Genomic DNA, 21207 nt, shown 5'->3' with positions numbered 1-21207 from the left:
AGGAATTCCCATCCATGTCCATGCCCGCCTTGTTCAAGGGCCGCCTGTCGATCCCGGTGATCGGCTCGCCGCTGTTCATCATCTCCGTGCCCGACCTGGTGATCGCGCAGTGCAAGGCCGGCGTGGTCGGTTCGTTTCCGGCGCTGAACGCGCGGCCGGCCGCACTGCTCGACGAATGGCTGGCGCGCATCACGGAAGAGCTCGCCGCCTATGACCGGGCGCATCCGGAACGCCCGTCGGCGCCGTTCGCCGTCAACCAGATCGTGCATCGTTCCAACAACCGGCTCGAGCAGGATCTCGCGCTGTGCGAGAAGTACAAGGTGCCGATGATGATCACCTCGCTCGGCGCGCGCGAGGAGCTGAACCAGGCGGCGCATGGCTGGGGCGGCATCGTCTTCCACGACGTCATCAATCAGTTCTTCGCCCACAAGGCGATCGAGAAGGGCGCCGACGGCCTGATCCTGGTCGCGGCCGGTGCCGGTGGCCATGCCGGCACGATCTCGCCGTTCGCCTTCGTGGCGGAGACCCGGAGCTGGTTCGACGGCCCCATCGCGCTGTCCGGCGCGATCGCCAACGGCCGCGCCATCCGCGCCGCGCGCGTGCTCGGCGCCGATTTCGCCTATATCGGCTCGGCCTTCATCGCCACCAAGGAGGCGAACGCCGTCGAAAGCTACAAGGACATGATCACCAAGTCCGGCGCCGACGACATCGTCTATTCGAACCTGTTCACCGGCGTGCACGGCAACTACCTGAAGCCGTCGATCGTCGCCGCCGGCCTCGATCCGGACAACCTCCCGACCTCCGATCCGTCGAAGATGAGCTTCGGCACCGATGCCGCGGGCGAGCGCGCCAAGCCGAAGGCCTGGAAGGAGATCTGGGGATCGGGGCAGGGCATCGGCGCCATCAAGGACGTGCTGCCCGCCGCCGAGCTGATCGCGCGCTTCAAGAAGGAATATGACGAAGCGATCGATCCGCCGCTCTGAGCGGCTTCGCGCCGGACAAAAGAAAAAGCGCGGCAGCCTGGGCTGCCGCGCTTTTTTAACCCGTAATAAGCTGGACGAGTTACTCCAGTTCGATCGCCTGGAACTTGCCGCGCTCGTCCAGCGCCGTGCCCCAGATCTTGTGCGAGGCCTGGTGTTCGGCGCGGCCGAAGCCGAGCTTGGCGCCGAGACCGAGATCGATGTCACGCATGTTCTCCAGCGTATCGATCAGCGCCTCGGTGTCGAGCTGCGGGCCAACCCGGCGCAGCGCCTGGATCAGCACGTTGGCCGAGACGTAGCCTTCGAACGACACGTAGGACGGTGCCTCGCCCGGGAAGTACTTCTCCAGTGCGCTCTTGTATTCGAGCACGGCGCTCGAATAGCCGCCGACGGCCGGCACCACCTGGGTGACGATCACGCCGCTGGCATAGCGCGGGCCGAGCAGCATCAGCTCGTCGGAGAGCTCGGTCGAACCCACGAAGGAGACGTTGGTGTAGATCATGTGCGGGAACAGATCGCGCGTCTTCTCGATGAACTTCGCGGCGGCGCGATAGGTTGCGACCATGACGATCGCCTTGGGCGGGTTCTTCAACGCCCTCAGCTGGTTGACCGCGTCGTCGACGTCGACCGTGTTGCGCTTGTAGTTGAGGCGCAAGATGGACGTGTCGGCAAGGCCGAGCGTGCGGAAGGCCTTGGCCACACCGGAGAAGCCTGCATCACCATAGGCGTCCTGCTGCGCGAACACGGCAATGTCCTTGGCTGGCAGGCGGCGCAGCTTGACGAGGTAGCGCACGACGGTGTCGGTCTCTTCCGCGTAGCTGGCGCGATAGTTGAATACATAGCGATCCGGCGGATCGTTGCGCAGCAGGTTGGCGCCGGTGAACGCGCCGTAGAACAGCACGCGACGCTGCAGGGCGTAGGGCATCGCCACGGCAGAAGTTGGGGTGCCGACGTTGCCGACGAAGCCGAACACCTTGTCCTTCTCGTAGAGCTGCTTCATCGCGTCCAGCGTCCGCGACGGCTCGTAGCCGTCGTCGGCCGAATAGATCCGCAGCGAGCGCCCGGCGATGCCGCCGGCGTCGTTGGCGCGGTTGAAGGCAGCCTCGATGCCCATCTTCATCTGGCGGCCGAGCTCCTTGGCAGCGCCGGAGAACGGAGCGGCGATGCCGAAGCGGATCTCGTTGGCGGTGACGCCCTGGACGTTGGTCGTGGACGCCGGCGGCAGCGTCGCGGTCGGTGCCGTCGCAGCGACAGCCGCGGACGGGGCGATCACCCCGGCGAGGCTGGTGGCGGTCTGGCTCGGCGCGCTTTGCCCGAGCGAGCGCTCGAGCTCGGCGAGCTGGCGGCCCGCGGAGTTACAGTCGGTCTGAGCCGCCCCGACGCGGTTGCGTCCATCGGCGACGTAGCCGTTGAAGACGCGGGTGAGCTCGTCACGATCCGAGCCGCCGGTGGAGGCCTCCCGGATCACCTCGCGAAACTTGTCGACAATGGCCTGAACGCGGCCCTGGTCGATCGCCTGACAGGCGGATGCTGCTCCCACGATCGGCCCGACCCGGCTCGCAAGATTACGCACCACATCCGCATTGGTGCCCGCCGCGCTGGCGGGCGTTGCGAGCAATGCCGCAACCAAGAACACGCTACAACGAAAGTTCATTGCCACTATCCCACTTTGGACCCCATCCAGGTCTTCCGCCTGGTGAATTGACGCCGTGTCTGCGACGGAGAAGACATAAGACCGTCACCATGCACAGACCAGCCTTTCCTAAGAGCATGACCATTTCGGTAACCCGACACGCCTTTTTCCGATCATACTTTAGGACCTGCTAACGAAACGTCTTCACCAGTTCTTCCCCTTCGAAGCTAATTCTACTCAAGTTCGATTGCCTGATACGTGCCGGTTTCGTCGAGTGCGGTGCCCCAGATCTTGTGCGAGGCCTGGTGCTCCGCGCGTCCAAATGCGAGCGTCGTGCCGAGGCCGAGATCGAGGCTGCGCATCGATTCGAGCGTGTCGACCAGCCGCTCGGTGTCGAGCGGATTGGTCTGCTTCAGCGCCTGGATCAAAATCGTCGCCGAGATATAGCCTTCGAGTGACGTGTAGTCCGGTGCCTCGCCGGGCGCGTATTTGGCCAGGGCGTTCTTGTAGTCGAGCACGAGGCTTGAGTAGCCCGAAACCGCCGGCACGCCCTGCGTCACGATGACGCCGTTGGTGAAGCGCGGGCCGAGCAGCTTGAGCTCGGTCGCGAGCGAGGTCGAGCCGACGGCGGACACGTTGGCGTAGATCAGGCCCGGCACCGCGTCGCGCGTCTTCTCGATGAACTTCGCGGCGGCGCGATCGGTCGCGACCATGATGATCGCCTTCAGTCCCGGCTTGTGCGCCTTGACCTGATTGACCGCCTCTTCCACGTCCATCGTCGCGCGCGGATAGTTGATTCGCGTCACGGTATCGCCGATGTTCAACTGTCGGTAGGCCTTCGCGACACCGGTGTAACCGTCGTCGCCGAATGGGTCCTGCTGGGTGAACACTGCGATCTGCTTGGGCGAGACGCGCTTCATCCTGATCAGGTAGCGCACCAGCGCGGCAGTCTCCTCGGCGTAGCTCGCCCGATAGTTGAAGACGTAGCGATCCGGCGGATCGCGTCGCACCACGGCTGCGCCGGTGTTCGGCGCGAAGAACAGCGTGCGCCGCTCCAGCGCATAGGGGATCGCCACCTGCGAGTTGGCGGTGCCGACGTTGCCGATGAAGCCGAACACCTGCTCCTTGTCGTAGAGCTGCGTCATCGCCGCCAGCGTGCGGTTCGGATCGTAGCCGTCGTCCGCCGCCACGAGGCGGAGCATGCGCCCGTTGACGCCGCCGGCATCGTTGGTGCGTGCGAACGCGGCCTCGATGCCCTGGCGCATCTGACGCCCGGTCTCCTTGCGGATGCCGGAGAACGGCAGGACCATGCCGAAGCGGATCTCGCGGTCGGTGATGCCGCGCACGGGGCCGGCGGTGACGGCGCCGGTCGTCGTTTCGGCCTTGACCGGTGTGATCGGGGCCGTCGCCGTAGCCGGCTCGCCGAGCGAGCGTTCGAGCTCCGTCAGTTGCCGCTCCGCGGCCGCGCAGGTCGCCTGCGAGGCGCCCGTACGACTACGGCCCTCGGCGATGTAGCCATTGAAGCTGCGGGTCAGCTGATCGCGCTCGCCGTCATTCCTCGTCGCCTGGCGGATGGCTTCGCGGAATTTGTCGACCATGCCCTGGACGCGGCCCTGCGCGATGTCCGGGCAGGCGGATGCCTGTCCCACGATCGGCCCAACCCGGCTGCCGAGCTCCCTGACGACGTCGGGAGCCGCCGCCAGAGCGGGGCTGAAGGGAGCTGCGAAAACACTCCCGATGATCAACGTGGACCAACGCACGGCCATCGAACCTTCCACCTGCTCAGCCTGTTTCAAACCCTCTTCGTTCTACTATTCGTGGCATTTCGAATTAATGTCGGGTTTCTCTGTCGCTCTTTTGTCGTGGTAGTCGAGGCCGTCGCGCCTCCAGCGGTATCCTATTCAAGTTCGACGGGTTGGTAGGTGCCGCTGTTGTCAAGCGCCGTGCCCCAGATCTTGTGCGAAGCCTGGTGTTCGGCGCGGCCGAAGCCGAGCTGCGTGCCGAGGCCGAGATCGACGTTGCGCATGTTCTCGAGCGTTTCGACCAGTTGCTCGGTATCGAAGTTCGGACCGGCGCGCTTCAGTCCCTCGATCAGGATGCTCGCCGCGATGTAGCCCTCGAGCGAGGTGTAGTCGGCCGGCTCGCCCGGGGCATATTTCGCAAGTGCGGTCTTGTATTCGAGCACTAGGCTCGAATAGCCGGAGACGCCGGGCACGGTCTGGCTGACGATCACGCCCTCGGCGTAGCGCGGTCCGAGCAGCATCAGCTCGCTGGCGAGCGCCGAGCCGGCAACCGCCGAGATGTTGGCGAAGATGACGCCCGGAAATACGCCCTGGGCCTTCTCGATGAACTTGGCTGCGGCACGCGTCGTTGCCAGCATCACCACCGCCTTGACCGGGGTCTTCAGCAGCTTCAGCTGATTGATGGCGTCGTCGACCTCGACCGTGTTGCGCGGATAGTTGACCCGGACGATCGAATTGTCGCTCACCCCGAGCGTCCGGAATGCCTTTGCCACGCCGGCGAAGCCCGCGTCGCCGAAGGCGTCGTTCTGCGCGAACACGACGATCTGGCGCGGATGCAGCCTTCGCATCTTCACGAGATAATGGACCAGCGCGTCGGTCTCCTCGGCATAGCTCGGCCGGTAGTTGAAGACGTAGCGGTCGGGCGGATCGTGGCGCACGACGTTGGCGCCGGTATAGGGCGCGAAGAACAGCGTGCGGCGCTCGAGCGCGTAGGGGATGGCGACCGCGGCGGTGGCCGAGCCGAAATTGCAGATATAGCCGAACACCTGCTCCTTCTCGTAGAGCAGTTTCATCGCATCCAGCGTGCGCGCGGGATCGTAGCCGTCATCGGCAGTGACGAGCTTGAGCATGCGGCCGTTGACGCCGCCGGCCTCGTTGACGCGATTGAACGCCGTCTCGACGCCGATCTTGAGCAGTCGCCCGCTCTCCTTCACCGGTCCGCTGTAGGGAATGACCATGCCGAGCTTGATCTCGCTCTGCGTCACCCCGCGCACGTTGCCGGCCGGCGGCAGCAGTTGCGCCGGGACGGTCGCGGCCTGCGCCGTCGCAGGTCCGATGCTCACGGCAGGCAGGTTCGCGCGCGCCGGAGGCGGCGCTGCGATGGATCGTTCGAGATCGGCAAGCTGCCGATCGGCGCCGCCGCAATCCATCCGGCCTGACGTGACGAGGCTGCGGCCTTCGGCCACATAGCGATCGAGCAGGCGCGTCAGCTCGTCACGGTCGGCCTCGCTGGAGGCGGCCTCGCGGATGACGAGCTGGAATTTCTCGATGATGGCCTGGATGCGCGGCCGGGCGATGTCGCGGCACGCGAGTGCTGCGCCAATGATCGGGCCGACGCGGCTGCCGAGCTGGCGCGCCACGCTCACACTCTCGCCGGGCGCGGCAACGGCCTCGCCGGCCACGAGGGACGCGAGCAGGATGGCTGCCACACGGGCGTGAGCCAGCGGACGGCGTGCTGCCGCTTTCTGCGGTAGGACGTCGATCATCGTCGCCTGTGAAGTGTTGGAAGCTGGATCAGTCGTAGAGGGTTAGCGAACCCGCTCCATCTGACCCGTCTTCTGGTTCCACTGCATGAACTGCTGCAGCATGGGCTTTTCGGGATTGTCGGAATCTGCCGCGGGCTCCGGAGCGTCCGCGAGCAGCGACTTGAACTGCGACAGCGCCGGGGCGGCCTGAGCCTCGACCCGCTCCGGCAGCGCGCTGGTCTGGTCCGCCTTGGCGTCCTGCACGTCGGCGGCGACCGGCGGCAGCGTCTTCATCGACTGCACGGCGGCGACGAAGGACGAGCTCGCGTCGGGCTGGCGCCACACCGGCACGATGTTGACGAAGAACAGCGCGACGACGGCGGCGACGCCGGTTGCGGCGGCGAAGCGGCCGGCCACCTTGAACACGACCGAGCGGCGGTCGCGCTCGCGCTCCAGATCCGGCGGCTCGCGCATGACCTGGGGATTCAGCGATTGGCGAAGGGATTCGAACACGGCGGTCTCCAGGCGAGCATCGAGCGGTCCTTGCTGTCCCGAAGCGGGACGCTCGGCCGCCTCCGCTGCCTTGGCATTGTCACCGACGAGAGATAGACGCGCGGCTTCCGGACGTTCGCGCAGCCACCGCGGTGCATAGTGCAGCGGGTCCTGCGGGTTCATCGGATTCTGTTCACTCAACGAACTCATACGCTACTCCTCTGACGCTCGATTCCGGTAAACTGATACGCTTCTGCCACGGTCGTATGAGAGCTAGTTTCAAACGAAGAGCGGGAGCGGTTCTGCCACTTCAGATCACACGGAATCATTTGCAGAATCAGACGTTTCGCGTCGATCAGCGATCGCACGCCAGCAGTCCCTTCCTGCAAGGCGCCGTGGCACGTTTGCCGTGCCTTGGGCGCCTCTATCGATCCCATGCCCCGCCCCCTGACGAGTGTCAATCGATCGGAACTTCCTAAAGCCGTCGGTTCCGAATTATATGTACGTTAAAGTTATCATCATGATGTGATTAAAATGAGGCATGACAGGTCTTGACGCAGATGCTCATGAATTGCGTCTCATTGATGCCAACATTGCGCCTTGATTCGATCATCATCGAACTATGTCGGGCGGGCCGCTGTCGATTTTTGAGCGGCTTAGCGTCGATTTAACCATCCGTTAACCATCTGGCGCCGACAGTTAACCAATCACTAAGAAGGGTTGGGTCGGATGGTCATGAGTGCCAGCGCTGAAACGGTGCGTCCTGTTATTCGTCTGCGCGGGCGCTCCTACGTCGCCTTCGTGTTTTCGCCGGTCGTGCCGATCGCCGATTGGCTCGCCGAACTCGATGCGACGCTCAAGGGATCGCCCGGCTTCTTCGTCGGCAAGCCGATCGTGCTCGATCTCTCCGCCGTGGACCTGAGTCCGCTCGCCATCACCCATCTCATCAAGAGCATCGAGTCGCGCAACATCCGCGTGCTCGGCCTCGAAGGCGTCGAGCAGGGGCGGCTGTCGCTCGGCATGCCGCCCTTGTTGTCCGGCGGCCGTCACTGCGCCGTGCAGGAGATCGAGCCGGAGAAGCCACAGCTGCAGCAGCCGACCTCGCTGCTGCTCGACCAGCCCGTACGCTCGGGCCAGTCGATCGTGTTTCCCGATGGCGACGTCACCGTGCTCGGCGCGGTGTCGTCGGGCGCCGAGATCGTCGCCGGCGGCTCGATCCACGTCTACGGCGCGCTGCGTGGCCGCGCGATGGCCGGTATCAACGGCAACGCGGCGGCGCGCATCTACTGCCAGAAGATCGAGGCCGAGCTGGTCGCGATCGACGGCTACTACCAGACCGCCGAGCAGATCGACGCCGCGTTGCGCGGCCGGGCCGTGCAGGCGCGGCTCGAAGGTCATTCCATGAAGATCGTTGCATTGAACTGAGTAGCAGGAGGATTCGTGACATGTCGAAAGTACTCGTAGTGACGTCGGGCAAGGGTGGCGTCGGCAAGACCACCACGACGGCGGCGATGGGCGCGGCGCTGGCGCAGGCCGGCGAGAAGGTCGTCGTCGTCGATTTCGACGTCGGCCTGCGCAACCTCGACCTGGTGATGGGCGCGGAGCGCCGCGTCGTGTTCGATCTCATCAACGTGGTGCATGGCGTCGCCAAGCTGCCGCAGGCCCTGATCCGCGACAAGCGGCTGGAGAATCTGTGGCTGCTGCCGGCCTCGCAGACCAAGGACAAGGACGCGCTGACCGAGGACGGCGTCGGCCGCGTCATCACCGAGCTGCGCAAGACATTCGACTGGGTGATCTGCGACAGCCCGGCCGGCATCGAGCGTGGCGCGATGCTCGCGATGCGCTATGCCGACGAGGCGCTCATCGTCACCAATCCGGAAGTATCGTCGGTGCGCGATTCCGACCGCATCATCGGCATGCTCGATTCCAAGACCGTGCGCGCCGAGAACGGCGAGCGCGTCGAGAAGCACATCCTCATCACCCGCTACGATGCGGGCCGTGCCGCGCGCGGCGAGATGCTGTCGATCGACGACGTGCTGGAGATCCTGGCGACGCCGCTGCTCGGCATCGTGCCGGAGAGCCAGGACGTGCTGCGCGCCTCCAATGTCGGCTGCCCGGTGACGCTCAACAGCCCGGCCAGCGCGCCGGCGCGCGCCTATCACGATGCAATGCGCCGCCTGCTCGGCGAGGAGGTCGAGATGCAGATCCCGACCGAGCGCAAGGGCCTGATGAACCTGCTCCTGGGACGGAGGGCTGCATGAGTGTGCTGCGGCTCTTTACGGGGCGTGCGGCCTCCGCGCCCGTCGCGCGGGAGCGGCTGCAGATCCTGCTCGCGCATGAGCGCAGCCTGCGCGGCCAGCCCGATCTCCTGATGCAGCTGCGCGAGGAAATCCTCGCCGTGGTTTCGCGCCATGTGGTACTTGATCCGGACAAGGTCATCGTTCGCATGGACCGGGGAAAGCATGTCTCGACGCTCGAGGTCGACATCGAACTGCCCAATGGCGCCGACCGCGCCTTTGCCAGCGCCGGCTGAGACGTGGCGAGGCGCGCGCTGATGCGGCCGATCTTCCGCATCGCGGACAATCGGGTCGCCGTCAGCTCCGATGCTGCGGGACCATGGGATCCGACCATGCAACATGGGTCTGCGCCATCGGCGCTGGCCGTGTGGGCGGCCGAGCGCATTCCCACGAAGTCGCCGATGCGCATCGCCCGCGTCACCATCGACCTGATGCGCCCGGTGCCGCTCGCAGAGCTCCTCATCGAGACCGAGGTGCTGCGCGAGGGGCGCAAGATCCAGCTCTGCGCCGTGCGCTTGCGCGCCGGCGACACGGTGGTCGTCACGGCGACCGTGCTCAAGATCAGGCAGGATGCGGTGCCGCTGCCGGACGATGTCGGCGAGCTGCAGGTCGATCTGGTCGGCCCCGACGAGGCGCTGCCGGAGCCGGCTGATTTCTCGACCAGCCCCTTCGTGCGCGGCATGACGCTCCGCGCCGCGCGCGGCCGCTTCGGCGTCAAGGGACCGGGCGCGATCTGGTACCGCGTCGACTGGCCGCTCGTCGACGGCCATGCCGTATCGCAGGCGATGCGCGCCGTGGTCGCGAGCGACTTCTGCAACGGCACCTCGGCCGCGCTCGACTTCCACAGCTACACGTTCCTCAATGCCGACCTCACCGTGAACATGGCCCGCGAGCCGGTCGGCGACTGGATCCTGCTGGACGCCGAAAGCTGGATCGGCCCGGACGGCGCCGGGCTGGCGATGGCGCGATTGGGTGATGCGAGAGGCTATTTCGGCCGCGTGGTGCAGAGCCTGGTGATCGAGAAGCGGTGAGGGGGCGGTCCGCCGTCCGTATCTCGTTCATAGCGGGTTGGCGAACTGATCACCGCACCAGTGCTGCTTCGCTTCCAACGGCGCGCCGCGGCGAGGTGTCATGAGGTTGCGCCGGTGATCGGCGGTTGCTTGCTTCGTTACGGGTGAACCAATCAACCCTGCGCCAAGCTCCGCTGCGCCCACTCCCCCGCTCGCGGGGGAGTGTTGGAGAGGGGGCGCCACGCACACCGCCGCTGGAGCGGCCCCCTCCCTAGCCCTCCCCCGCAAGCGGGAGAGGGAACGCACTGCCGTTGTTGCGACTGAACGAGTCCGACCACGAATGATCTCGCTCTCATGCCGCGCGCACCGTGCCGAGGAAGCGCCCGACCTCCAGCTTCAGCCGGTTGCTGTCCTGCGACAGCGACTGCGCCGCCGACAGCACCTGGGACGAGGCCGAGCCGGTTTCGCTGGCGCCATGCTGCACCTCGGTGATGTTGGACGACACTTCGTGCGTGCCCTGTGCCGCCTGCTGGATGTTGCGCGAGATCTCCTGCGTCGCGGCGCCCTGCTCCTCGACCGCCGCGGCGATGGTCGAGGAAATCTCGGACAGCCGTTCGATGGTGCCGCTGATCTCCCTGATCGCGCCGACCGACTCCTGGGTCGCCGCCTGGATGCCGGAGATCTGCTGGCCGATTTCGCCGGTCGCCTTGGCGGTCTGCTCGGCCAGCGCCTTGACCTCGGAGGCGACCACGGCGAAGCCGCGGCCGGCTTCGCCGGCGCGCGCCGCCTCGATGGTGGCATTGAGCGCGAGCAGGTTGGTCTGCCCGGCAATGGTGTTGATCAGCTCGACGACGTCGCCGATGCGCGCTGCGGCCTTGGACAACTCGCCGACGCGGTCGTTGGTCTTGCGCGCCTGGTCGACGGCCTCGTTGGCCATCCGCGCGGATTCCTGCACCTGCCGGCTGATCTCGGTGACCGACGAGCTCAGCTCCTCCGTGGCGGATGCGACCGACTGCACGTTGGCGGTCGCCTGCTCGGATGCGGCCGCGACGGTGGTGGTGCGCTGCTGTGTGCGTTCGGCGGTCGAGGTCAGCGTCGTGGCCGACGCTTCGAGCTCGGTCGAGGCCGAGGAGACCGTGTTGATGATCTCACCGACCGCGCTCTCGAAGCTGTTGGCCAGGTCATGCATGTCGCGCTTGCGCCGCTCGACGGCGAGCTTCTCGGCCTCCGCCTGCTCGGCGCGCAGTTTCTCGGTCTCGATGGCGTTGTTCTTGAACACCAGCACGGCGCCCGCCATGTTGCCGATCTCGTCCTTGCGGTCGGTGCCGGGAATCGGCGCCGCCATGTCGCCGCCGGCGAGCCGGCGCATCGCCTCCGTCATCGCCGTGATCGGGCGCGACACGCCGGCCACGATCAGGTAGCCCATCGCGATGCAGAGCAGCGCCGCCAGTGCGATCACACCCAGAATCCAGGCGCGCGAGGACAGATAGACCGCGGCGCCCTTGTCGGCTTCCTTCTTGCCCTGCTCGACGTTCCAGGCGAGGTCCTGTTCCAGCGCCTTGCGGGCCAGCACAAAGTCGTCGCGCAGCTTGCCCATGAACAGCGTGGTTGCGGCGTCGACCTGGTTCTTGCGTGACAGTTCGAGCAACTGCTTGCTGTCGTCGAGATAGGTGGTCCACGGCGTCTTGAACGCAGCCACCAGCGCCTTCTCCTCCGACGTCGTCACCGTCGGCTCGTAGAGGCGCCAGGTCTTGTCGAACAGCTCGAGGCTTTCGGCGATCTGCCGTTCCTGGATTGCCTTTTCGTCGGCCGTGGTCGCCAGCAGGAACTGACCCTGCCGGGCACGATATTGCTCGATCGATTTGGAGATGGTTCCGAGCCATCCGGTCGCCGGCAGCCAGTTGTCGCGCACTTCCGCAGCCGAGCCGTTCACGCTACCGAGACGATCGATGGAGAAGCCGCCGAGCCCCATCGCCGTGATCAGCACGATGCCGAACGCCAGCAGGACCTTGTTGCGAATGGACAGGTTGGAAAACGACGGCATCTGCGACTCCGGCTTCGATAGGTCCAGGGATTGGGTGCAGCCGGCTCGAAGAGAGCGCGTTACTGCAAATCGGCGCGACGAGCGCTCGTCGGTGAGGCGTCGTGGTCCGCGCGTGCGCCCGATTTGGCCGGGGATTTATAAAGATTGCTCTAAACTTGAGCAGACCAGGATAGCCGTATAAGTACGGCGCGCTGCGAACTACACGCAGATGGAACTACGCGCAGGTGAACGGAACAAGCGTCATGGCGAAATCAACGAAGGCTGAAGGTGCCGGCGAGGGGAGCCAGTCTCCGTCGGAACTGATCGACGTCCGGATCAAGCAACTCGGTGACTGGCGCGGCGTCACGCTCGGCCATGTGCGTGATCTCATCAGACAGGCCGATCCCGATATCGTCGAAGAATGGAAGTGGCGCGGCGTTCCCGTGTGGTCGCATGGCGGCATCGTTTGCACCGGCGAAACCTACAAGGCGGCTGTGAAGCTCACCTTCCTCAAGGGAGCTTCGGTGCCTGACCCTTCCGGCCTCTTCAACGCCAGCCTCGACGGCAACACCCGCCGCGCCATCGACCTTCACGAAGGCGACGTGATCGACGAGGCGGCGTTCATGGCGCTGATCCGCGCCGCGGTTGCGCTGAATGGGACGAAGCGGAGCGGTCGGAAAGCGTAGCAGGGGCGGTGCAGCAGCGGACGGCAATCCTCACGCGTCGCTGCCCGCCCGGGGTCGCGAGCCAACGGGCCGCTGCGCATGCGCGGCGCGATGACAGGCGATGACAGGCTTAGCGAAGCACACCAGCTGCAGGAAACGGTCGAGCACCTGACGAACTCGCTGGAGTTGCGCCGCGCAACGAAACCGGCTATTCAGCGCCACCCCAACTTCAACGCAGGAGGCGACGATGTCCAGACTCGCACGCTTCCCGGGCTCGCTGCGCGATCATTGACGCGGCCACCGGGATGATTGTCCCGGATATGATCTGACTCTTTCACAACTCATCGAAAAGCCCGCGGCCCTCCTGGCCTGCGCTTGAACACTTGTGTCATGACATCTCATCCTCTGCTGACTCCGCGCCGGGAGCCGGTGCGTTCTTCGTTGTGTGAACGTCGGCTGCGGCGCTATGCGTCTCGTTTCCAGTCCCGCGTCACTGCGCTGGCGCAGCGCCATCCGCATCTCGCCGACCTCGCGCTGAGCTTTCCGGCGCTGTTGTTCGCGCTGGCGGTGCCGTGCAAACAGGTTGACCCGGAGCCGGCGATTGCTCGCGTGATCGCGGGACGTTCGCTTGCCGAGGCGGCCGCCGCGGCGGGCCTGCCGATGTGGCTGCGCAAGCTGCCGCCGGAGGCGTTCGTTTGTCCGATCCCGCGGCTGCCGGATGGCGATCTGTTCCGCAGGCAGATCGGCAATCACTTGCCGCGCTCGCCGAAGCTGATGCCGATATGGCTGCAACTCGTCTCGGAGATGGCGACCATCGCCCATGAGGCCGCCGCCGTCTGGATCGCGCGGGAGTACGTCCGTGCGCCGAAGATCGTGAACCGCGACCGCGTGCATCTGCTCGCCCTGTGGATCTGGTTCTCTGGCCAGCCCGGCCGTCTCGCCCACGATCTCATCGACCGGCCGTGGACGCCGGACATGAGGCTCGATGCCGCAATCACTGCCGCATCCAACTGGCGCGGTCGGATCTCGCTGCATCTGAATCTCGGTCAATTGCCGATCAGCGACATGTGGCTCGATCCCGGCCGGATCGGGGACTATGAGTTCAGGCCGCTCGACAAGATTCCGGATCTGGTCGACGAAGCGGCCGCCATGCGCAATTGTGTCCGCACCTACGGCGCTGACATCGTCCACAACCGCTCGCGGCTGTGGAGCGTCCGTCACCGGGGTGAACGCGTTGCGACGCTGGAGGTCGGCCGCCACTGGCGCGATCCTTTGCTGAACATCGTCCAGCTCAAGGGGGCCGGAAACGCGGCCGCGTCGCACGACCTGTGGTGGATCGCGCGACGCTGGCTGCATCTGCACGATCTCTCACAGATCGAGCCGGCCAGGATGAAGTGGGGCCAGGCGCCGCTCGACCACGTCACTTGGCGCGCGCTGTGGCGGCCCTATTGGCTTGCAAAACGCCGGATTCCCGACTGGCTGCCGCTCGCGCCTTCGCGCGACGCGTTCGGTGCGCTGTGATGAAGCCGCGCGTCGGCGCGGCCGCGCTGGACCCGACGAACGACTCGGGCAGTATCCCGGCAATCGCGCAGAGCGGGGCCATGAACCGACGGAGGTGATTTGCCCGACGAGCGGACTCTCTCACATTCACCGTGGTTCGAGGGCCGCCCCGCGCAGCGGAAACCGCGTGCGCCGAATGTGAAATTCGGCAACGCCTTCAAGCCGATTTGGCCTGTCCAGATCCTCGACGAAAAATATTCGACTTTGCATTATCAGAAATATCTGTTTTCCTCTTCTCATCCCGCCTCACTGACGAGGGGCGCTTCGCGAACGTCACGACGCGTTGGGGTGGGAGGCGGTGGCCGCGACGGGCGCAGCGTGCTCCAAGCATGCCGACGTACGTCTCGTCGCGGACGGTGAAGTCGCAGGGTCCTGGCCTCCCGACGCTGAGGTCAAGTTTCGTGAGATCGCCCAGGGGCATCTTGCGGGACGACGGTGGCAAACAAGCCCGGTCGCCGGGGAGACTGCGTATAATCCGTCAACCCATCGCGCAGGGAAGGCCGGGTCTATCCGGCCGAACCTGTGGTTCTGCCGCGTGCTTTTTTGCTGCACGCGGACCGCAGGCCTCGGTCGAGGCCTGGCCTTCCCTGCACCCTCCGTCTGATGGAGGGGAGAACGTCAGCAAGACTCGGACGCCGATGCGTCGCGAGATGGAAGGGCCATGGTCTCCACTCGTGCAACAAACACAGTGTCATCCGCGAACGCGGGGATCCATAGCCACAGGCCGATGTTCGAGGCACGCATGTCGACACGACTCGTCTCACCACGCCCTCCTGCGGTCATGGATCCCTGGGTCGCGCTTCGCCTGCCCGGGACGACAGCGGAGGGTGGCGGCTGCGAGCGGGGGGCCTACCTCGGGATTGCAAAGCCGTATGCTCGGATCTCCGTCGAGACAGCGTGGCTGTGTCCTCACCCCACCATGCGCCCGCGTCCCTCCCAGTACCGCGCGCGCAGCACCTTCTTGTCGATCTTGCCGACGCCGGTCACCGGCAGCTCGTTGACGACTTCGATCCGCTTCGGCGCATGGGCCGAGCCCTTGCGCGCCTTGACCAGCTCGATCAGCTCGCTGGCGTCGATCTGCGCGCCCGCGCGCGGCACCACGATGGCGGTGACGGCTTCGCCCCATTTGTCGTCGGGCACGCCCACCACGGCGCACATCGCCACATCGGCGTGCTGCGTCAGCACATCCTCGATCTCGCGTGGGAAGATGTTGAAGCCGCCGGAGACGATCATGTCCTTCTTGCGGTCGAGGATGTACATGTAGCCGCGCTCGTCGCGGCGGGCGATGTCGCCGGTGTGCAGCCAGCCGTTCTTCAGGGTCTCGGCGGTGGTGTCCGGCCGCTTCCAATATTCACTCATCACATGCGGCGCGCGCACGCAAATCTCGCCGGCCTCGCCCTGCGCAACCTCCTGATCATTGTCATCGAGGATCTTGACCTCGCAGGCCGCGATCGGGAAGCCGCAGGACAGGAACAGCTCCGGCTGCTTCGGATCGTGGTCGGCCTTGCGCAGCACCGACACCGGATAGCATTCGGTCTGGCCGTAGAGCTGCGAGAACACCGGGCCGATGCGCTCGATGCCTTCGACGAGCCGCGTCGGCGACATCGCCGAGGCGCCATACAGCACAAGCTCGAGCGAAGAGAGATCGGTCCTGGCCAACGCGGGATGATCGAGCAGCACGTAGATCATCGTCGGCACGAACAGCGTGAAGTTGATGCGCTCGCGCGCGATCGTCGCCAGCACCGCCTCGGGATCGAAGCCCTTCAGCATGTGAACCGTGCCGCCGCGCATCAGGGTCGGCAGCACCTTGGTGCCGGCGACATGGCTGATCGGGGCGACCGTCAGGTAGCGGGCGCGCTCCGGAATCTCGAAATCGGCGAGGATCGCGGTGGCGAAGCCGCCATATTCCCGGTGATGACGCAGCGCGCCCTTCGACTTTCCGGTGGTGCCGCCGGTGTAGTTCAAGGTCGCGATGTCCTCGGGCGTGGCGAAGCTTCGCGCGGTGGCGTGGCCGGACTGCTCGATCGCGGCGAGGAGGTCGGCGCCGTAGCCGGCTGCGCCAAGCGTGAACACGTGGCGCAGGCCGCCCGAGCGCGCGGCCAGCTCGCCGCCGCGGTCGTGGAACGCGGCGGCATCGATCACCAGCACCTGCGATTCGGAATCGGCGAGCTGGAACAGCTGATCGTCCAGCGAGCCCAGCGGATGCAGCCAGGTGATGGCGAGCCGCGACAGCTGCGCCGCCGTGCCGGCGCACCAGGCATCGGCGCGGTTCGCGCTGAGGAACGCGACGCGTGTTCCCGGCGGCAGGCCGAGCCGCATGAACACGCCCTGCATGCGGCCGATGAGGTCGGTCGCGCCCTGATAGGTCAGCGATCCGCCAGGCCAGCTGAAGGCGGTGCGCGACGGATGACGCGACAGCGTGAGCAGGGTCTGCTCACAGACGACCGGAAACGAATGAAGCTGTGGGGTCATGGACGATCCTTCCGAGATGCCGCGATCGTTGTTGCGTCGCGTGGCTTGTTGCCGACGCTATCAGAAAGCCGATCGCGCTCAAGGTGCGCTTGTCGTCCTCGGAACATCGCTGCGCGCGCCGCGTTGCCCGGCCGAACAACAACGGAGCAAGGCCATGCGCACCTCGACAGCTTTTTTTGCGGGAGCCGGAACGGTTGCCATTGCCGTTGCGGCCGGTCTCGGCGGCGGGCTCATGATCGCGGAAGGCATGCATCCGAGATCGCCGGCGCTCGAGCAGGCCAAGCTCGAGCGCTCCGTGCCGGAGGCGCCGTCGCCAAGTCCGACCGCCACCTCGTATCTTGCGGCAACGCAGGCGGCTGCGATCACGCCGGTCAAGGTGGCGCCTGCCGCAACCGAGACGAGGCCCGTGACCCCGGTCTCGACCGATCCCTCGCCGGCGCCGCAAGACGCCGCAGCAGAGGCGACGGCGGCCTCTTCGGCGAACGCCGTCACCCAGACCGCTACCGCCGAGGACGTTCAGGACAAGGCCGCAGCGAAGCCCGAGGACGCCGATCTCAAGTCGCGCGGCGCCGAGCGCAAGCGCGCCGCGGAGCAGCGCCGCGCCGAGCGGCACCGGCAATATGTCGAGCGCCGGCGGCAGCGCCGCGAGCAGGATATGCGCGCCGTCGAGCAGGCGGTGCGCGATGACACGACGCCGCGCGCCTATGCGGCGCAGCCGGTCGGCATGGATGGACCGCGCTTCAGCTTCTTCGGCGACGATTGATCGCACGCGGTCGCGTCGCTATCCCTGAGCCCAACGAAGGATCAGGGAGGGACCTGAAGTGCAGGACACGCGATGGGGAGGGCTGCGGACGCGGCTGCGATTGCCGCTGATCGCAGCGCCGATGTTTCTGGTGTCGGGGATCGAGCTGGTGAGCGCGGCCTGCGGGAACGGCGTGATCGGCGCGTTCCCGACCGTCAATTGTCGCACTCCCGATGAGCTCGATGCCTGGCTGCGCGAGATCGCCGATCGGCTCGCGCGCCACAGCGATGCCAGTGGGCGGGCGGCTGCGCCGCTCTGCCCGAACCTGATCGTGCACCATTCCAACGCGCGGCTGCAGGACGATCTCGCGGTGCTGTTGCGGCATCGTCCGGAGATCGTGATCACCTCGGTCGGCTCGCCGGCGAAGGTCGTTGCGCCCCTGCATGATGCGGGCGCGCTGGTGTTCGCTGACGTTGCCTCGATCCGTCATGCCGAGCGCGCGGTCGAGGCCGGCGCCGATGGCCTGGTGCTGCTCGCGGCCGGGGCCGGCGGCCAGACCGGCTGGCTCAATCCATTCGCCTTCGTGCGCGCAGTCAGGGCGTTCTTCGATGGTCCCATCGTGCTTGCCGGCGGCATCAGCGACGGCGTCGCGCTACGCGCGGCGGAGGTGCTCGGCTGCGACCTCGCCTATATGGGCACGAAGTTCATCGCCACACGCGAAAGCCTGGCCGATGATCGCTACAAGGCGATGCTGGTCGCGAGCTCGGCCGACGACGTGCTGCTGACGTCCGCCTTCACCGGCCTGCCGACCAGCATGCTGCGGCCGTCGATCGTCGCCGCCGGGCTCGACCCCGAAGCCTTGCCGGCGCGCGGCGCGATCGAGATCGGCAGCGACATCGACATTGCTGCGCGCGAGGCGCGGCCGAAACGCTGGCGCGACATCTGGAGTGCGGGGCACGCGACCTCTGGGGTCACCGACATTCCGTCCGTTGCCGAACTGGTCGCGCGCACGGCCGATGAGTACATGGGCGCCGGTGGCCACGCTCGTGAGAAAACGTGATGTGTGTCCTTAAGGCACCATTAACCATCGGGTCCCACAATCCGCGGAGCTTGAACTTGGCGGAATCGTGCGATGGGCATCGGGCTACGGCAGGACAAAGAGCGGGCGACGCTTGAGGAGATCCGGATCCGTGTCGGGCATGCTCTGCAGCGGCATCCGCTGTGCCGCAACGTCCAGTTCGACATCATGAGCGTTCCCCGCACCGCCCGCGGCGGGAACTGGACCATCAGCCTGCATTCGGTGGAACCGGCGGCGCTTTGGGAGGCCTCCGACATCGTTGCCGACATCCAGGCCGCGTACGATCTGCTGATCCCGGCCGAGCTGTCTTCGGCGGCGTGAAAAAAATATCCGTCATGTTCACAGGGCGGAATGGTGGCCGGCGTGTTTCTGTGGCATCGTAAAGCCTTAATTAACTCCCACTTTTCGGCAAAGTGCGGCTTTCCGCCGGGATACGGAGAATTGCGTGACGAAGTCGATCGCTTTTGTCGCTTTGCTGGGCGTGCTGATCGCAGGCGCGGCCGTGACGAGCGTCCTGATGCAGGACAGCGTGCCTTCGGCCGGTGCGATGATGCCGCCCGTGGTGGCGAAGAGCCCGCTCTCCAACCGTGAAGCCAAGGGCGACCGCCTGGCGATGGTCACACTTGCGGTCCCCGAGGTGCAGCAGCCGAGTGCCGCCCCGAAGACGACTCTCCGCCAAGCCTATGCCTATGCACCGTCCGAGGCCGAAATGGCCAAGGCGTCGGCCGCTGCGGTCGTTGCTGCCGAGCCGGTGGTGCCGAAGTCCAAGATTCTCGCCCGGAGCGAGCCGACGCCGGCGCCGCTGAAGCCCGAGGTGCAGAAGGCCTATTCGCTGCTGTCGGACGGCCAGATCGCCGGCATCAAGGAGCGGCTGCGGCTCTCGTCGAGCCAGGAATATTATTGGCCGGCGGTCGAGACCGCGCTGCGCGCCGTCGCCCGTAAGATCCACGCCGGACGGCAGGGCGCGGCGAAGCCGGGCGCGGTGGCGCTCGATCCGGATTCGGATGAGGTGCAACAGCTGAAGTCGGCCGCGATGCCGCTGCTCTGGCAGTTGCGCGAGGACCAGAAGGACGAAGTGCGGCGGCTCGCGCGCACGATCGGCCTCGACAAGGTCGCAGCTGCGATCTGATCCGGGCGATCCCTGCCGTGAACACGTCAAGGCCGCGCATTGCGCGGCCTTCGCTGTTCGAGGGGGTCTTTTACCGCGCTGGCGGATTGGCCTCTGGATGCCCGCCGCTCTCGGGACCGGCTCCGGTCGGCGATGACGCGGGCGCGGTGCGCAGGTCCGGGGCCGGCCGCGCCGGCTGGGTCATCGTCGGAGCTTCCGGCGGGGTGATCGCGGCGCCGGCGCCGACCGTGGTGCCGCGATCAGTGTTGCTCGGCGCCGACGGCACCGGGGTCGGCTTGTCGCCGCCGGCAAAGCGCGTCGCGCCGCCGCTCTGATAGCCGGCGACCAGCAGGCCGGCGACCACGAGCCCGAGCACGAACAGGCCGCCGAGCTCGGGCAGCGCGCCAGATGGGGCGACGCCGCGGCTCCGGCCGTCGCCCTCGAGCGCCACCGCCGCGATCTCCCGGTTGTGCCGCGAGCGCAGGAAGGCCAGGAACGCGCCGGCCGCGATGATGATCGCGGCCGCGAGCGTGAAGAACATCAGCCAGCTGATGGGTTGATCGCCTTGCATGTCGAACATCCTTTGATCCGTGAGGGCTGCGCGACGTGCAGTCGCGTCAAACCCGCATGACAATCTCTGTTCGTTGCAATCGCCGGTGGCATGAAAGGTTTCCCGCCCGGCGGCGAAAATCTTGCCTCAGCGCCCGTCGCCGGCGGCCCACAGCGCGTCGAGCCCGGCGCGATAGGTCGGGTAGGCGAAGCCGACGCCGAGCTCCTGCCTAGCGCGAATATTCCGGATACGCCGGTTGCTGGCATAGAAGCTGCGCGCCATCGGCGACAGCTCGGCGCTGTCGAACGGCAGCTCGGGCGGCGGCGCGATGCCCATCAGGCTGGCGGCATAGGCGATGACGTCCTGCGGCGGCGCCGGCTCGTCGTCCACGATGTTCCAGGCGCCGCCTTGTCCGTGCCGGATCGCCCCCATGATCGCGCTGGCGGCATCATCGACATGGATGCGGTTGAACACCTGGCCCGGCTTGACGATGCGGCGCGCCCGCCCGGCCTGCAGCTCGACCAGCGCGTTGCGGCCGGGCCCGTAGATGCCGCCGAGCCGGAGCACCGCGAGCCGGTCGCCGATGACAGCGCGCCATTCCGCCTCGACGCGGACGCGGGCCTGAACCCGGTCGTGCTCTGGCGCCAGCGGCGTGTCCTCGTCGATCCAGCCGCCCTGGTGGTCGCCGTACACGCCGACGGTCGAGAGATAGACCACGCGCCGCGCGCGCCCCGCCGTGATCGCGTCGCCGAATGCGGCCAGCACCGGGTCGTCGCCCGCTCCGGGGGGCACCGAGATCAGCACGACGTCGGCGTCCGCCGCCTTCGCCAGCGTCGCGGCGGCGGGCGCCGTGCCGTCGAACAGGTCGATGTCATCAGGCGCCAGCTCCGCGCGCTTGCCGGCGCTGCGCACCGTGCCGCCGATGCGGGCAAACGCGCCTCGGTGCAGCTCGACGAAGCGCTGGGCGGTGTAGCCGAGGCCGATGACGAAGAGGTTCATGGATGCCGTTCACCTGCACTGCGCGAATAGATGAGCCTCCGAGTTACCCGGCGCCGGGTGGCCCGCGCAATTCAAATGACGCGCGCGGAGTCAGCCTGCGGGCGGGGCGGT

General features: G+C 66.6%; 19 protein-coding genes. 11 read left to right on the top strand and 8 right to left on the bottom strand.

The window, feature by feature from the left end; translation table 11 throughout:
- Positions 1-14 precede the first annotated feature (14 nt).
- Positions 15-983, top strand: coding sequence for a nitronate monooxygenase family protein (locus tag QX128_RS08225; protein WP_316237180.1), 969 nt, complete (start codon positions 15-17; stop codon positions 981-983).
- Positions 984-1062: 79 nt separating this feature from the next.
- Here the strand turns inward: QX128_RS08225 and QX128_RS08220 are convergent, their stop codons facing one another.
- From QX128_RS08220 to QX128_RS08205, 4 genes are all read right to left on the bottom strand, one after another.
- The gene (locus QX128_RS08220) at positions 1063-2634 is read right to left on the bottom strand and encodes an ABC transporter substrate-binding protein (RefSeq protein ID WP_315804608.1); all 1572 of its coding nucleotides are present in this window, start codon (positions 2632-2634) and stop codon (positions 1063-1065) included.
- Positions 2635-2846: 212 nt separating this feature from the next.
- Positions 2847-4379 (bottom strand): ABC transporter substrate-binding protein, encoded by a 1533-nt coding sequence (locus tag QX128_RS08215; protein ID WP_316237179.1) that lies wholly within the window; start codon positions 4377-4379, stop codon positions 2847-2849.
- Between the two features lie 131 nt (positions 4380-4510).
- Positions 4511-6121: an ABC transporter substrate-binding protein gene (locus QX128_RS08210; protein ID WP_316237178.1), complete on the bottom strand. Its 1611-nt coding sequence runs from the start codon at positions 6119-6121 to the stop codon at positions 4511-4513.
- Between the two features lie 42 nt (positions 6122-6163).
- Complete coding sequence (locus QX128_RS08205; protein ID WP_315804605.1) at positions 6164-6802, bottom strand: hypothetical protein; 639 nt, start codon at positions 6800-6802, stop codon at positions 6164-6166.
- A gap of 519 nt (positions 6803-7321) precedes the next feature.
- On the opposite strand from QX128_RS08205, the gene minC reads away from it, so the two are divergent.
- From minC to QX128_RS08185, 4 genes are read left to right on the top strand one after another with little or no spacing between them, the layout of a single operon-like run.
- Positions 7322-8017, top strand: coding sequence for a septum site-determining protein MinC (gene minC / locus QX128_RS08200; RefSeq protein ID WP_316237177.1), 696 nt, complete (start codon positions 7322-7324; stop codon positions 8015-8017).
- A gap of 20 nt (positions 8018-8037) precedes the next feature.
- On the top strand, positions 8038-8853 hold the full coding sequence (gene minD, locus QX128_RS08195; protein WP_315804603.1) for a septum site-determining protein MinD: 816 nt from the start codon (positions 8038-8040) through the stop codon (positions 8851-8853).
- Positions 8850-9125 (top strand): cell division topological specificity factor MinE, encoded by a 276-nt coding sequence (minE, locus tag QX128_RS08190; protein ID WP_315716282.1) that lies wholly within the window; start codon positions 8850-8852, stop codon positions 9123-9125. Before minD ends, minE begins: the two co-directional genes overlap by 4 nt.
- 21 nt (positions 9126-9146) lie before the next feature.
- A complete protein-coding gene (locus QX128_RS08185) occupies positions 9147-9920 on the top strand; it encodes a thioesterase family protein (protein ID WP_316237176.1) in 774 nt (257 codons plus the stop codon).
- A 331-nt stretch (positions 9921-10251) separates the two neighbouring features.
- Here QX128_RS08185 and QX128_RS08180 read toward each other — a convergent pair whose 3' ends face one another.
- On the bottom strand, positions 10252-11943 hold the full coding sequence (locus tag QX128_RS08180) for a methyl-accepting chemotaxis protein (RefSeq protein ID WP_316237175.1): 1692 nt from the start codon (positions 11941-11943) through the stop codon (positions 10252-10254).
- A 242-nt stretch (positions 11944-12185) separates the two neighbouring features.
- Between QX128_RS08180 and QX128_RS08175 the strand changes: the two genes are divergently transcribed.
- Complete coding sequence (locus QX128_RS08175; protein ID WP_315804600.1) at positions 12186-12608, top strand: DUF1801 domain-containing protein; 423 nt, start codon at positions 12186-12188, stop codon at positions 12606-12608.
- Between the two features lie 420 nt (positions 12609-13028).
- Positions 13029-14108 (top strand): hypothetical protein, encoded by a 1080-nt coding sequence (locus tag QX128_RS08170; protein WP_316237174.1) that lies wholly within the window; start codon positions 13029-13031, stop codon positions 14106-14108.
- Between the two features lie 948 nt (positions 14109-15056).
- Here QX128_RS08170 and QX128_RS08165 read toward each other — a convergent pair.
- Positions 15057-16619, bottom strand: a complete 1563-nt coding sequence (locus tag QX128_RS08165) for an AMP-binding protein (RefSeq protein ID WP_316237173.1) — start codon at positions 16617-16619, stop codon at positions 15057-15059.
- Positions 16620-16773: 154 nt separating this feature from the next.
- Here QX128_RS08165 and QX128_RS08160 point away from each other — a divergent pair, with 154 nt between their 5' ends.
- From QX128_RS08160 to QX128_RS08145, 4 genes are all read left to right on the top strand, one after another.
- Entirely contained in the window at positions 16774-17382 is a 609-nt protein-coding gene (locus tag QX128_RS08160) for a hypothetical protein (RefSeq protein WP_316237172.1), read from the top strand.
- Positions 17383-17440: 58 nt separating this feature from the next.
- A complete protein-coding gene (locus QX128_RS08155) occupies positions 17441-18421 on the top strand; it encodes a nitronate monooxygenase (RefSeq protein ID WP_316237171.1) in 981 nt (326 codons plus the stop codon).
- A 72-nt stretch (positions 18422-18493) separates the two neighbouring features.
- Positions 18494-18760: a hypothetical protein gene (locus tag QX128_RS08150; RefSeq protein ID WP_315804595.1), complete on the top strand. Its 267-nt coding sequence runs from the start codon at positions 18494-18496 to the stop codon at positions 18758-18760.
- A gap of 181 nt (positions 18761-18941) precedes the next feature.
- The gene (locus QX128_RS08145; RefSeq protein ID WP_316237209.1) at positions 18942-19568 is read left to right on the top strand and encodes a hypothetical protein; all 627 of its coding nucleotides are present in this window, start codon (positions 18942-18944) and stop codon (positions 19566-19568) included.
- A 70-nt stretch (positions 19569-19638) separates the two neighbouring features.
- Here the strand turns inward: QX128_RS08145 and QX128_RS08140 are convergent, their stop codons facing one another.
- Positions 19639-20118 carry a hypothetical protein gene (locus QX128_RS08140; protein WP_316181130.1) on the bottom strand — a complete coding sequence of 160 codons (480 nt, stop codon included), beginning with the start codon at positions 20116-20118 and terminating at the stop codon, positions 19639-19641.
- A gap of 126 nt (positions 20119-20244) precedes the next feature.
- Positions 20245-21096: an NAD-dependent epimerase/dehydratase family protein gene (locus QX128_RS08135; RefSeq protein WP_316237170.1), complete on the bottom strand. Its 852-nt coding sequence runs from the start codon at positions 21094-21096 to the stop codon at positions 20245-20247.
- Positions 21097-21207: the final 111 nt, after the last annotated feature.

The sequence above is a fragment of the Bradyrhizobium sp. SZCCHNR1015 genome (assembly GCF_032489875.1).
In the GTDB taxonomy this organism is placed as follows: Bacteria; Pseudomonadota; Alphaproteobacteria; order Rhizobiales; family Xanthobacteraceae; genus Bradyrhizobium.
This window is presented reverse-complemented; position numbering and strand designations above follow the sequence as displayed.